The organism is Sphaerotilus sp. (assembly GCF_013299175.1).
GTDB lineage: Bacteria > Pseudomonadota > Gammaproteobacteria > Burkholderiales > Burkholderiaceae_C > Sphaerotilus.
In genome coordinates this window covers 1-12741 of the sequence record NZ_JAAFKF010000105.1, presented here as the reverse complement: position 1 = coordinate 12741, position 12741 = coordinate 1, and the positions used below count along the sequence as shown (strand labels likewise).

The window sequence follows — 12741 nt, the reverse complement described above, 5'->3', positions numbered from 1 at the left end:
CTGTGCCAGTCGGCATCCGTTGCGGGCACTTCGTCACTGAGCACGCGGCCGAGGTAATCCGTCAGCCGCGCCTGGTCCAGATCGGCCAGTCCCGAACCGGACACGGGCAACACCTCGGCATGCAGCAAGCCGCCCGAAGCGAACAGGGCGGCCTGCTGTTCCCGTGTCGCCAGTTGCGAGGTGCTGCCGACGCGCACGTAGATGTCTTCACGCTGGTTGTGGCGGAGCACGTAGGGCTTGGCGGTGCCGGTCAGCACGGTGATGACGGCCACGCGCTGGCCGGTGTCGAGCGTGATTTCCTCGTAGTACGGCAACAGTTGCGGGTGGATGAAGCGGCCGAACACGGTGTCCATCACCCAGCGTTCGAGGTCGGGCCGCTGGATGCCGCTGATCCGGCCGTCGTCCTCGACCCCGACGATCACGCGCCCGCCCTGGAAGTTGGCCAGTGCCACCACCTCGCGGGCCAGTTGCTCGGCCCGCAGGTCATCGCGCTTGAACTCGACGCCGGAGTTCTCGCCTTGGCGGAGCAGGAGCAGGAGGTCGTTCGGGGTCATGGGGGCGATGGTGCGGTGCTGTTCTCAGTTTTTGACTATGAGCTTCTCGCCTTTAGCATCTTGCTCAAAAGAGAACTGCCCCTTGATTGCGTCTTTGCCATTTACTCGGGCTTTCCAAGTGTATTTGCCCGGCGCCATGTATCCGCTGAAATCGTTTGGATAGCGAACAGAGCCAAATTCGTCAGCCATGACTTTTATTCTTGCTGAGCTGGTTTTTCCGTCAGGCAGGTTAACAATAAATTCGGCAATATATTCTTTTTCTCCCCATTTATCCCTAATGCCTAGTTCAACTTGTGGAGAAACTGATTGCTGCCAAGTTTGTGCTTGTGCGGACAATGCACACGACAGCAGGACGAGCGGAAGCATGGGTTTTCTGAGGATCATTTGGATGTGAATTCAATTGTTTGATGTTCGGAAAATTGATGCATCACCTCGTAAGCCTGGACCAACGTCAGCAGGCTTTCGAAATGCTCGCCATCGCGTCGCAATGTCGCATCAGCGTTTAGCTTATCCCACTTCAACCTCAAACCCAACGATATTCCGCTCCCCCCGACTGAACTCCACCCCAATCAGGTACACCGGCTCCCCCCTTCCTGCGTACTTCTCCCCATACCCCCGCTCCTTCAGTTGCTGCAACGCCCGCCCCTGCGGCACCAGTTCCACCACCTTGAACTCGAACAGCCACACCACCCCGCAGGCCAGCACCGCCATGTCGATGCGCCCCTTGTTCGTCGTGTCCTCGACCCGGATGTCCAGCCCGAGCGCGGCGAAGTGGCTGTAGAAGATGCTGGCCCAGTAACCCTCGAACTGCGCGATCGGGTTGTTGCGGTACCAGTCGTTCGGGATGCTCGCAAAGAAGGCGTGGAACAGATCCTTCAGCGCCAGCGGATCACCCGCCTGCAACACGCGCCACAACCGGCTGATCTGCGGCTCCGGCGCCGAAAGATCGCCGACAAACCGCTTCAGCAGACTGTCGTTCAGGCTCGCCTGCACCTCCATGTTCGGGTATTTCAGCGTGTACTCGGTGCGCCCCGGAATCTCGTGCGTCTCGGCGATGGTCAGGTAGCCGGTCTGGAACAGCAGCGCCTCCGCCGTCATCGCGTCCACGTCGAAGGTGGACAGCAGCGTCTCGCTCGTCACCAGCCGCCCCAGGTCCGGCGTGAACATGCGCCGCTCGGCCAGCAGATCGACCAGGAAAGTGGGCGTGCCCGTCTCGAACCAGTACGGCTTGAAGCGCCGGTTCCGGAACAGCAGCAGCGCGTCGAACGGGTTGTAGACGCTGGTCCCGCCCCAGTTGTAGCCGTTGTACCAGCGCCGGATTTCCTCCCGGTCCAGCCCCGGCAACTCCGGCGCGAACACCGTGTCCACGTCCTCGTCCGTGTAGCCGCACAGCGCGCTGAAGGGCGGATCGAGCGTGATGTCCACGAGGTGATTCAGCCCGGAGAACAGGCTGACCTTGCTGAACTTCGACACCCCCGTGAGGAACACGAAACGCAGGTGCGCGTCCATGTCCTTGAGCACCGAGTACAGGTTGCGCAGCCCGTCGCGCATCTCGCGGGCAATGGCCGGTTCGGTCAGGTTGTCGAGGATCGGCTTGTCGTATTCATCGACCAGCACGACGACGCTGGCGCCGGCTTGCTCGTGCGCGAGTCGGATCAGATCCTTGAAGCGCCCGCTCAGGCTCTGGTTGTGCAGCGTCAGACCCAGCCGGTTGGCGTGCTCGTCGATCAGTTCGGCGATGTGCTGGTCCAGATCGCCCCCTTTGCGCAGCACGCCGCCACCGAAGCTGATGCGGATCACCGGATGCCGCTTCGACCAGTCCCAGCGCGTCTCCGCTGCCAGACCGTCGAACAGCGCCCGGTGGCCCTCGAACAGCTCCTTGAACGTGTCCACCAGCAGGCTCTTGCCGAAACGCCGCGGTCGGCTCAGGAAAAACGCCTTGCCCGACGACTCGATCAGGTCGATCGCCAGCCCCGTCTTGTCCACGTAATAGCAGCCCCTGTCGCGCAGCTCGGCGAAGGTCTGGAGGCCGATCGGCAGGCGCCGGCGGGGCAGGGATGGCGTGGGGTGCTGCATATGCGCCGAAGTGTAGGACGCCCGACCCGGCAGACGGCCCTAACCCCTGCTGCGGCCTCTACGGAGTTCCCCGCGGCTTGTCTCCAAAAAGACAGGACCACACCGCTCGCCTCTCCTAGACTGCGCCGCATGGCCCGGCGTACGCGCTCCCCCCGGTCGGGCCGCCCGCTAGCGCAGGAGACCCGAACCCCATGACTGCCACATCCACCCGCCACGGCGCCGTCGCCGTCATCACGCTGGACAACCCGCCCGTCAACGGCCTCGGCTACGACACCCGGCGCGCTTTCGCCGACCATGTGAACGCGGCCGACGCCGATCCCGCCGTGACCGCCATCGTCATCACCGGCGCCGGCAAGGCGTTTTCCGGCGGCGCCGACATCAAGGAATTCGGCTCGCCCAAGGCCATCGCCGAGCCGAACCTGCTCAGCTTGATCCGCCTGCTGGAGAACTGCGGCAAACCGACCATCGCCGCCATCCACAGCGTCTGCATGGGCGGCGGGCTGGAGTTGGCGCTGGGCTGCCATTACCGCGTGGCCGCACCGGGCGCCAGCATCGCGCTGCCGGAAGTGAAGATCGGCCTCGTCCCCGGCGCGGGCGGCACGCAGCGGCTGCCGCGGGCGCTTGGCGTCGAAACCGCGCTGAACATGATCGTCACGGGCGACCCGGTGAAGAGCGAAGTGCTGGCCCAGGTGCCGGGGCAGAAGCTGATCGACCGGATGATCGACGGCGACCTGCTGGCCGGCGCGCTGGCCTTCGCCGAGGAAGTCGCCGCCGTGCGCCCGCTGCCGCTGGTGCGCAACCTGAAGGCGGTCCACCCGGAATCCGACGCCTACTTCCAGTTCGCCCGCAACACCGTCAAGGCGATGGCGAAGCACTTCCCCGCGCCGGCCCGCTGCGTCGATTGTGTCGAGCAGGCGGTCAAGGCCAAGTTCGACGCGGGCATGGTCTACGAGCGCGAAGCCTTCGTCGCGCTGATGATGACGCCCGAGTGCAAGGCGCTGCGCCACGCCTTCTTCGCCGAACGCGCCGCCAGCAAGATCGCCGATGTGCCCGACAGCACGCCGCTGCGCCCGCTGAACAAGATCGCCGTGATCGGCGCCGGCACGATGGGCGGCGGCATCAGCATGAACTTCCTCAACGCCGGCATCCCGGTGGTGATGCTGGAGATGAAGCAGGAGGCGCTGGACCGGGGCGTGGCGACGATCCGCAAGAACTACGAGGCGCAGGTCAAGAAGGGCAAGCTCAAGCAGGACAAGTACGAGCAGCGCATGGCCCTGCTGACCACCACGCTGCACTACGCCGAGATCGGCGACGCGGACATGGTGATCGAGGCGGTGTTCGAGGACATCGAGGTCAAGCGCGCCGTCTTCGAGCAGCTCGACGCGGTGATGAAGCCCGGCGCGATCCTGGCGTCCAACACCTCGACGCTGGACGTGAACAAGATCGCCGCGTTCACCAAGCGCCCGCAGGACGTGATCGGCACGCACTTCTTCAGCCCCGCCAACGTGATGAAGCTGCTCGAAGTCGTGCGCGGCGCGGAGACGGCCAAGGACGTGCTGGCCACCGTGATGGCGCTGGGCAAGAAGATCAGGAAGACCTGCGTGGTCTCGGGCGTGTGCGACGGCTTCATCGGCAACCGGATGATCGAGCAGTATTCGCGGCAGGCCGGTTTCCTGCTGGAAGAGGGCTGCACGCCGGCGCAGGTCGATCGGGCGGCCGAGAAATTCGGTTTCGCGATGGGACCGTTCCGCATGGGCGATCTGGCGGGCAACGACGTGGGCTGGTACATCCGCAAGCGGCGCTACACCGAGAAGCCGAACCTGCGTTACAGCAAGACGGCGGACCTGCTGTGCGAACTCGGGCGCTTCGGGCAGAAGACGGGCGCGGGCTGGTACGACTACAAGCCGGGCAAGCGGGACGCGATCCCGAGCGCGCTGGTCGAGCAGATGGTCGCCGACCACCGCGCCACGCTGGGCCTCACCGCTCGGAAGATCAGCGACGACGAGATCGTGCATCGGCTGGTGTACGCGCTGGTCAACGAGGCGGCGCGGCTGCTGGAGGAGGGGATTGCCAGCAAGGCCAGCGACGTGGACATGGTCTACCTGACCGGCTACGGCTTCCCGCTGCACCGGGGCGGGCCGATGTGCTACGCCGACACGCAGGGGCTGTTCAACGTGGTCGAGGAGATGAAACGCTTCGGCCGGAATCCGCACGATGACGGGGAGTTCTGGCAGCCGGCGCCACTGCTGGCGCGGCTGGTGGCGGAAGGCAAGACCTTCAGCTGAGCGGCCGCTCAGCCTGCCGGTGTCTTCTGGCGCCGGCAGGCGTCGCTGCAGTACTTCACCTCGGCCCAGTTCTTGGCCCAGTGGCGGCGCCAGGTCATGACGCGGCCACAGGCCACGCAGAGTTTGCTCGGCAGCGCGGCCTTGTTGCCGCGGAAGCTGGATGGTGGCGTGCTCATGGTGCGGCCGATTCAATTTCGAACCCGACGACGTTACGCTCCACCCGGCTGAACTCCACCCCCACCAGATGCACCGGCTCCCCCCGGTCCCGATACTTCTCGGCATACCCCAGCGCCTTGATCTGCCGCAGCGCCTCACCCTTGGCCGCTTGCGCCTGCTCCACCACCTTGAACTCGAACACGAACACCCGCCAAGCCAGCACCACCATGTCGATGCGCCCGTGGTTCGTCGCGTCTTCCACCCGGATGTCCAGCCCCAGCGCCGCGAAGTGGCTGTAGAACACGCTCGCGTAATGCCCCTCGAATCCCGCCAGCGGGTTGTTCCGATACCAATCGTGCGGAATGCTGGCGAACAAGGCCCGCAGTGACGCCTCCATCGCGGACAGATCCCCCGCCTTGAGCATCGCGTCCAGCCGCTGCCGCGCATTGAACGCCGGCCGATCCGGCACGCCATACCCCACCAGCAGCACCCGGTTCAAACTCGCCTTGACCTCCCGGTTCGGGTAGCCCAGCGTGTAGACCGGCTCATCCTGCGGGGTGCCGGGCGTGGCGCTGAGGATCGTCAGGTAGCCGGTCTGGAACAGCAGCGCCTCCGCGCCGATGTGCTCCACGTCAAATACCGACAACAGCGAGTCGTCGCTGTAGAGCCTGCTCAGGTCCGGGGTAAAAAACTGCTGTTCCGCCAGCAACTTGACCAGAAAGGTTGGCGTGCCCGTCTCGAACCAATACGCCTTGAACTGCCGGCGATCAAACAACAGCAGCAGGTCGTAAGGGTTGTAGACACCCGTCCCCAGCCAGTTGTAGCCGTTGTACCAGCGGCGGATTTCCTCCCGGTCCAGCCCCGACAGTTCCGGCGCAAACACCGTGTTCACGTCCTCGTCCGTGTAGCCGCACAGTGCGCTGTAGCGGGCATCGAGCGTGATGTCCTGCAAATGGTTCAACCCCGAGAACAGGCTGACCTTGCTGAATTTCGAGACCCCCGTCAGGAAGACGAACTTCAGATGCTCGTCCGCGCCCTTGAGCACCGAATACAGGTTGCGCAGCCCTTCGCGCATCGCCGCCGCCATGTCCCGGTCGGTGATGTTGTCCAGGATCGGCTTGTCGTATTCGTCGATCAGCACCACCACGCGCTCGCCCTGCGCGGCATGGACCAGCCGCAACAGCTCGCCAAAGCGTCCACCCACCGTCTTGAAGGCGGGATCGATCGTCACATTGAACCGGCGCTGCTCCGTGTGCAGCATCTCGTCAATGCGGTCATCGAGTCCGGTGGTGGTGTGCAGCGCGCCGTCTGCAAAGCTGACGCGGATGACCGGATACCGCTGCGTCCAGTCCCAGCGCGTCTGCGCCGCCAAGCCTTCGAACAGCGCTTGGTTGCCCTCGAACAGTTCCTTGAGCGTATCGACCAGCAGGCTCTTGCCAAAACGACGCGGCCGGCTCAGGAAATACGCTGAACCAGAGTCGATCAGATCGATCGCCATGCCGGTCTTGTCCACGTAATAGCAATCTTCGCCGCGCAGCTTGGCAAAGGTTTGCATGCCGATGGGCAGCTTGCGACGGGGGAGGAGGACGGTGCTGGTCATGCGCCGATTGTGCCCCTGCGTTCCTGTCTCCGAAACGACAGGCCCCCATCGGACGCTCGCCCTAGACTGCGTGCGAACTCACGCACCCGGAGCCTGCCCCATGACCACCGCCGTCATCGTTTCCACCGCGCGCACCCCGCTGGCCAAGAGCTGGAAAGGTGCGTTCAACATGACCCATGGCGCGACCCTCGGCGGCCACGCCGTCGCCGCGGCCGTCCAACGCGCTGGCATCGACCCCGGCGCCATCGAGGATGTCCTGATGGGCTGCGCCAACCCCGAGGGCGCGACTGGCTGGAACATCGCCCGCCAGGTCGCCCTGCGCGCCGGCCTGCCGATGAGCGTCTCGGGTCTGACCGTCAACCGCTTCTGCTCCAGCGGCCTGCAGACCATCGCGCTGGCCGCCCAGCGGATCATCAGCGGCGAGGGCGAGGTCTACGTGGCTGGTGGCGTCGAGAGCATTTCCTGTGTCCAGCAGGAGATGAACCAGCACATGTTCATCGACTCGTGGCTCCAGCAGCACAAGCCGGAAATCTACTGGCCGATGCTGCAGACCGCCGAGACCGTGGCCAAGCGTTACGGCATGGCCCGCGAGCGCATGGACCAGTACGGTGCCGAGAGCCAGCAGAAGGCGTGCGCGGCGCAGGCGGCCGGCCGGTTCGCCGACGAGATCGCGCCGATCACCGTCACGGCGGGCGTGGCCGACAAGGTGCTGGGCCTGCGCACGAAGCAGGTCACGGTCAGCGTGGACGAGGGCTTGCGCGAAGGCACGACCTACGAAGCGGTGGCCGGCATCCGCAGCGCGCAGCCGGGCGGCGTGGTCAGCGCAGGCAATGCGAGCCAGTTCAGCGATGGCGGTGGCGCCTGTGTCATCGTCGATGAACGCTACGCCGAGCGGCATGGCCTGCAACCACTCGGCCGCTTCCTCGGCTTCGCGGTGGCGGGCTGCGAGCCGGACGAGATGGGCATCGGGCCGGTGTTCGCGGTGCCGAAGGTGCTGGCGCGGCTGGGCCTGACAGTGGACGACATCGGCCTGTGGGAACTGAACGAGGCGTTCGCGGTGCAGGTGCTGTACTGCGCCGACACGCTGGGCATCCCGATGGACCGGCTCAACGTCAACGGCGGCGCCATCGCGCTCGGCCACCCCTACGGCGTCAGCGGCCAGCGGCTCACCGGCCACGCGCTGATCGAAGGCAAGCGGCGCGGTGCCAAGTACGTCTGCGTGACGATGTGCGTCGGCGGCGGGATGGGGGCGGCGGGCGTCTTCGAGGTGCTGTGAGGCTGATGCGATGAGCGCACTGCGTCCCACCGTCGATTTCCTGCTGCACGACTGGCTCGGCGTCGATGACCTGACACAGCGCCCGCGCTTCGCCGACCACAGCCGCGACACCTTCGCCGCCGTGCTTGACACCTGCGAGCGCATCGCCCAGGACAAGTTCGCGCCCGCCAACCGCCGCGCCGATGTCGAAGAACCACGCTTCGACGGCGAGAAGGTCATCCTCCCCGAATCGACCCACGAGGCCAGCCGCGCCTACGTCGAGTCCGGGATGCTGGCGGCGGCGCAGGACTACGACCTCGGCGGGATGCAGCTTCCGTGTGTCGTCGAGATGGCGGCCAACAGCTTCTTCTCGAAGGCGGGCATTGGTCTCGGCGGCCACATGCTCACCAGCGGCAACGCCAACCTGCTGATGGCCCACGGCACCGAGGCACAGCGGCGTGTCTTCGCGCACCAGGAGTTCACCGGCCGCTTCTTCGGGACCATGTGCCTGAGCGAGCCGCAGGCCGGGTCGAGCCTGTCCGACATCCTCACCCGCGCCGAGCCGGATGGGGCCGACAGCGCCAGCGATGCCCTCGGCCCGCGCTATCGGCTGCGCGGTAACAAGATGTGGATCAGCAACGGCGAGCACGAACTGGCCGAGAACATCGTCCACTTGGTGCTGGCGAAGATCCCCGGCCCGGACGGCAAGCTGGTGCCCGGCGCCCGCGGCATCTCGCTGTTCATCGTGCCGAAAAAGCTGGTCGGGCTGGATGGCGAGCTGACCGGCGAGCGCAACGACGTGGCGCTGGCCGGGCTGAACCACAAGCTCGGGTATCGCGGCATTCCGAACACGCTGCTGAACTTCGGCGAAGGCAAGTTCCCGGTGCGCGGTGCGGCGGGGGCGATCGGCTACCTCGTGGGCAAGCCGGGCGAGGGCTTGCGCGGCATGTTCCACATGATGAACGAGGCGCGGATCGCCGTCGGGCTGGGCGCGGTGATGCTCGGGTATGCCGGCTACGAGGCCAGCCTCGACTACGCCCGCGGCCGTCCGCAAGGCCGCTCGATCGGCCCTGGCGGCAAGGACGCGAGCCAGCCGCAGATCCCGATCATTCGCCACGCCGACGTGCGGCGGATGCTGCTGGCACAGAAGAGCTATGTCGAAGGCGGCTTGGCGCTCGCGCTCTACTGCGCCCGCTTGGTCGATGAACAGCACACGGGCGAGCCGGACGCGGCGCAGGAAGCCGCGCTGCTGCTGGAGATGCTCACACCGATCGCCAAGAGCTGGCCGAGCGAGTGGTGTCTGGAGGCGAACAGTTTGGCGATCCAAGTCCACGGCGGCTACGGCTACACCCGCGACTACCGGGTCGAACAGTACTGGCGCGACAACCGCCTGAACATGATCCACGAGGGCACGCACGGCATCCAGGCGCTGGACCTGCTCGGCCGCAAGGTGGTGATGCAGGGCGGCGCCGGGCTGCTGCTGCTGGCCAAGAAGGTCAATGCGACGATCGAGCGCGCCATGCCCGACGAGGCGCTGCACGGCCACGCCACGGCGCTGGCGGCGGCGCTGCACAAGCTCGGCGCGGCGACGAAAGCGGCATGGGCGACCGGCGTGCCGGAGGAGGCGCTGGCGAACGCTGTCCCGTATCTGCAGGCGTTCGGGCATGTCGTGCTGGCGTGGATGTGGCTCGACGTGGCCTTGGCGAGCGGCACGGACAGCGCCGCAGGGCAGGGCCGCCATGCCGCCTGCCGATTCTTCTTCCGCCACGAGCTGCCGCGCATCGAGGCGTGGCTGGCCGTGGTGCGCGAACGTGATGACACCTGTTTGACGATGCAGGACGATTGGTTCTGAACCAAGGACATGCCATGGGCACCCCGATTGCACAACTTTTCGACCTGACCGGCCGCATCGCACTGGTCACGGGCGGCTCCCGTGGCCTCGGTCTTCAGATCGCCGAAGCCCTCGGTGACGCAGGCGCCAAGGTGATGCTGACCGCCCGCAAGGCCGCTGAACTCGAAACCGCCTGCGCTCAGTTGCAGGCCCGTGGCATCGACGCTCGCTGGGTCGCCGCCGATGCGAGCACGGCCGAGGGTGTGGCGAAAATCGTCGATGACACCGTGGAGCGCCTGGTCGACATCGACATCCTCGTCAACAACGCCGGCGCCACCTGGGGCGCTCCCGCCGAGGACCACCCGGTCGAGGCATGGGACAAGGTGATGGACCTGAACGTGCGCGCCGTGTTCCTGATCAGCCAGGCGGTGGGCAAGCGTTGCATGATTCCGCGCCGCTCGGGGCGGGTCATCAACGTGGCGTCGATCGCCGGCCTGTCGGGCAACAGCGGGATCATGCAGACGATCGCCTACAACACCAGCAAGGGCGCGGTGGTCAATTTCACCCGTGCGCTGGCCGGGGAGTGGGGCCGCCACGGGATCACGGTCAACGCGCTCGCGCCGGGTTTCTTCCCGAGCAAGATGACCCGCGGCACGCTGGCCCATTTCGGCGAGGACGTACTGGCCGCGAAGGCGCCGCTGAACCGGCTGGGCGATGATGACGACCTCAAGGGCGCCGCCGTGCTCTTCGCCAGCGCGGCGGGCAAGCACATCACCGGGCAGATCCTGGCGGTGGACGGTGGCGTCAGTGCCGTCCACGGCGGCTGACCTGTGATCGCTCCCCACCCATGCAATTTCCCGTCACCATTCCCTTCGTCGAACACCTGGGCTTCGAGCTGATCCGCTTCGACGGCGGCGAGGCGGAGATCCACGTCGAGCTGAAACCCGAGCTGCTGAACTCCTTTCTCGTCGCGCATGGCGGGCTGTCGATGACGCTGCTGGATGTCGTGATGGCGCACGCGGCGCGCAGCGTTCAGGCGGAAAGCGGCGCGGTGACGATCGAGATGAAGACCTCGTTTTTCCGCCCCGGAGAAGGGCGCTTGCGGGCAGTCGGCAAGCTGCTGCACCGCTCGGCGACGATGGCGTTCACCGAGGGGCATGTCCACGGCGCGGACGGGCAGCTTTGTGCCCATGCGACGGGGACGTTCAAGTATGTGAAGCGCCTGCCCGCTGCCGGGCGGGAGATCAAGTCGCTGCAACGTCGGGAAGCGCCGTAGCCGATGCAGCGTCTTCATCCACGTCCGCAAACAATTCGTCCGCAGTGAAGCTCAATCCGATGCTCTCGAATGTCACCGTCTGGCCCGGTGCGTACTGGGCAAGCGTCCAATTGGAGGCATCATGGCGGCGATAAATTTCGGTGGTTCTGCTGGCGGCATTGATCAGCGCGATCTCCCGCATGGTCGGGATCTGTCGGTAGTGGAAGCTCTTGATGCCTTGGTCGTGGCTGGACGTGGCAGGCGACAGCACCTCGACCACCAGCGTGGGTTCGGATTTGGCTTGCCGCTGGGCACGATCGGCTGCGCTGCAGGTGACCATCACGTCGGGATAGACGTAGCTGCCCAGCGATGCCACGTTGAGCCGCATGTCGGTGCTGTAGGCCCGGCATCCGGAGCCCCTCAGGTGCAGATTCATCGCACCAGCCACGTTCAGCGTCACCCGCGCGTGGCGGTCGTCACCACCCGCCATCGCGTACACCTCACCCTCGATGAACTCGTGGCGCTCGACCTGGCTGATCTCCCAGGCCAGGAATTCGTCCGGGGTCATGGTGGGTTTGCGTGCAGCGTGTCCCATGCAAGTCTCCTTGTGTGCCCTCAGATTCTCACCGAATTGCCCTGAATCTCCTTTGAAAGGAAGTTTTTCGTGTCCCTGACCAACCACCAGATCCTCCTCGCCTCCCGCCCGCAGGGCGAGGCGACCCCCGACAACTTCCGCCTCGTCGAAACGCCCGTGCCCGAACTGGCGGACGGCCAAGTGCTGGTGCGCCACCACTTCCTGAGCCTCGACCCCTACATGCGCGGCCGGATGAACGACGGCCGCAGCTACGCCCAGCCGCAGCCGCTCGACGCCGTGATGATCGGTGGCACGGTGGGCGAGGTGGTCGAGTCGCGCAACGAGCACTTCAAGGCCGGGGATGCAGTCGTCGGCATGGGCGGCTGGCAGGAATACGCCGTGGTGGACGCGACCCAGCGCGGCGTGCTGCAGAAGGTGGACACGCGCCACATCCCGCTGTCTGCCTACCTCGGCGCGGTCGGCATGCCGGGTGTGACCGGCTGGTACGGGCTGGTGAAGATCATCGACCCGAAGCCGGGCGAAACCGTGGTGGTCAGCGCGGCCAGCGGCGCGGTCGGCTCCGTCGTCGGCCAGCTCGCCAAGGCGCGTGGCTGCCGCGTCGTCGGTCTGGCGGGCGGCCCGGACAAGTGCGCCTACGTGACGGACGAACTCGGCTTCGACGCCTGCATCGACTACCGCCAGTTCCCGGACCTGAAATCCCTCTCCGGCGCACTGAAAGCCGCCTGTCCGAAGGGCATCGACGGCTATTTCGAGAACGTCGGCGGCGTGATCCTGGACGCCGTGATGCTGCGTGCCAATGCCTTCAGCCGCATCGCGGTGTGCGGAATGATCGCCGGCTACAACGGCGAACCGATGGTCATGGCGAACCCGGCGCTGATCCTCGTCAACCGCATGAAGGTCGAGGGCTTCATCGTCAGCGAGCACATGGACGTGTGGCCCGAGGCGCTGAAAGAACTCGGCACGGCGGTGGCGACAGGCCGACTCAAGTTCCGCGAGTCGGTGGCGCAGGGCATCGCCAGTGCGCCGGACGCCTTCCTCGGTCTGCTGAAGGGCAAGAACTTCGGCAAGCAGCTCGTCAAGCTGGTCTGAGGAGCCACCGCGATGAAGTCACTCATTGGCAAGACCGCCGTACTG

The 12741-nt window shown here is 65.9% G+C and carries 12 protein-coding genes; 6 read left to right on the top strand and 6 right to left on the bottom strand.

Annotated elements, in window-relative coordinates; genetic code table 11:
• The 3 genes from QZW52_RS15775 to QZW52_RS15765 all read right to left on the bottom strand — a co-directional run.
• Positions 1-554 (bottom strand): AlbA family DNA-binding domain-containing protein (locus tag QZW52_RS15775; protein ID WP_294000531.1); only part of this gene is annotated, 554 nt, incomplete at its 3' end.
• A gap of 24 nt (positions 555-578) precedes the next feature.
• Positions 579-920, bottom strand: coding sequence for a hypothetical protein (locus QZW52_RS15770; RefSeq protein WP_294000529.1), 342 nt, complete (start codon positions 918-920; stop codon positions 579-581).
• Positions 921-1061: 141 nt separating this feature from the next.
• Positions 1062-2630 (bottom strand): ATP-binding protein, encoded by a 1569-nt coding sequence (locus tag QZW52_RS15765; protein WP_294000527.1) that lies wholly within the window; start codon positions 2628-2630, stop codon positions 1062-1064.
• A 191-nt stretch (positions 2631-2821) separates the two neighbouring features.
• Between QZW52_RS15765 and QZW52_RS15760 the strand changes: the two genes are divergently transcribed.
• A complete protein-coding gene (locus QZW52_RS15760; protein ID WP_294000526.1) occupies positions 2822-4915 on the top strand; it encodes a 3-hydroxyacyl-CoA dehydrogenase NAD-binding domain-containing protein in 2094 nt (697 codons plus the stop codon).
• Between the two features lie 8 nt (positions 4916-4923).
• Here QZW52_RS15760 and QZW52_RS15755 read toward each other — a convergent pair whose 3' ends face one another.
• A complete protein-coding gene (locus tag QZW52_RS15755) occupies positions 4924-5091 on the bottom strand; it encodes a DUF2256 domain-containing protein (protein ID WP_294000525.1) in 168 nt (55 codons plus the stop codon).
• Complete coding sequence (locus tag QZW52_RS15750; RefSeq protein WP_294000524.1) at positions 5088-6671, bottom strand: ATP-binding protein; 1584 nt, start codon at positions 6669-6671, stop codon at positions 5088-5090. Before QZW52_RS15750 ends, QZW52_RS15755 begins: the two co-directional genes overlap by 4 nt.
• 100 nt (positions 6672-6771) lie before the next feature.
• Between QZW52_RS15750 and QZW52_RS15745 the strand changes: the two genes are divergently transcribed.
• Genes QZW52_RS15745 through QZW52_RS15730 form a run of 4 tightly spaced genes read left to right on the top strand, consistent with a single transcriptional unit; the run spans position 6772 to position 11033 of the window.
• Positions 6772-7947, top strand: coding sequence for an acetyl-CoA C-acyltransferase (locus QZW52_RS15745; RefSeq protein WP_294000522.1), 1176 nt, complete (start codon positions 6772-6774; stop codon positions 7945-7947).
• A 10-nt stretch (positions 7948-7957) separates the two neighbouring features.
• Positions 7958-9778 carry an acyl-CoA dehydrogenase gene (locus QZW52_RS15740; protein ID WP_294000521.1) on the top strand — a complete coding sequence of 607 codons (1821 nt, stop codon included), beginning with the start codon at positions 7958-7960 and terminating at the stop codon, positions 9776-9778.
• Positions 9779-9792: 14 nt separating this feature from the next.
• A complete protein-coding gene (locus QZW52_RS15735; RefSeq protein WP_294000519.1) occupies positions 9793-10584 on the top strand; it encodes an SDR family oxidoreductase in 792 nt (263 codons plus the stop codon).
• Positions 10585-10604: 20 nt separating this feature from the next.
• Complete coding sequence (locus QZW52_RS15730; RefSeq protein WP_294000518.1) at positions 10605-11033, top strand: PaaI family thioesterase; 429 nt, start codon at positions 10605-10607, stop codon at positions 11031-11033.
• Here the strand turns inward: QZW52_RS15730 and QZW52_RS15725 are convergent.
• Positions 11002-11607: a Uma2 family endonuclease gene (locus QZW52_RS15725; RefSeq protein WP_294000517.1), complete on the bottom strand. Its 606-nt coding sequence runs from the start codon at positions 11605-11607 to the stop codon at positions 11002-11004. The two genes, QZW52_RS15730 and QZW52_RS15725, sit on opposite strands and share 32 nt — an antisense overlap.
• Positions 11608-11676: 69 nt before the next feature.
• On the opposite strand from QZW52_RS15725, the gene QZW52_RS15720 reads away from it, so the two are divergent.
• A complete protein-coding gene (locus QZW52_RS15720) occupies positions 11677-12696 on the top strand; it encodes an NADP-dependent oxidoreductase (protein WP_294000515.1) in 1020 nt (339 codons plus the stop codon).
• The last annotated feature ends 45 nt before the right edge of the window (positions 12697-12741 follow it).

Coding starts and splice junctions, on each gene's coding strand:
- QZW52_RS15770 (WP_294000529.1), bottom strand. CDS start 920: ATGCTTCCGCTCGTCCTGCTGTCGTGTGCATTGTCCGCACAAGCACAA.
- QZW52_RS15765 (WP_294000527.1), bottom strand. CDS start 2,630: ATGCAGCACCCCACGCCATCCCTGCCCCGCCGGCGCCTGCCGATCGGC.
- QZW52_RS15760 (WP_294000526.1), top strand. CDS start 2,822: ATGACTGCCACATCCACCCGCCACGGCGCCGTCGCCGTCATCACGCTG.
- QZW52_RS15755 (WP_294000525.1), bottom strand. CDS start 5,091: ATGAGCACGCCACCATCCAGCTTCCGCGGCAACAAGGCCGCGCTGCCG.
- QZW52_RS15750 (WP_294000524.1), bottom strand. CDS start 6,671: ATGACCAGCACCGTCCTCCTCCCCCGTCGCAAGCTGCCCATCGGCATG.
- QZW52_RS15745 (WP_294000522.1), top strand. CDS start 6,772: ATGACCACCGCCGTCATCGTTTCCACCGCGCGCACCCCGCTGGCCAAG.
- QZW52_RS15740 (WP_294000521.1), top strand. CDS start 7,958: ATGAGCGCACTGCGTCCCACCGTCGATTTCCTGCTGCACGACTGGCTC.
- QZW52_RS15735 (WP_294000519.1), top strand. CDS start 9,793: ATGGGCACCCCGATTGCACAACTTTTCGACCTGACCGGCCGCATCGCA.
- QZW52_RS15730 (WP_294000518.1), top strand. CDS start 10,605: ATGCAATTTCCCGTCACCATTCCCTTCGTCGAACACCTGGGCTTCGAG.
- QZW52_RS15725 (WP_294000517.1), bottom strand. CDS start 11,607: ATGGGACACGCTGCACGCAAACCCACCATGACCCCGGACGAATTCCTG.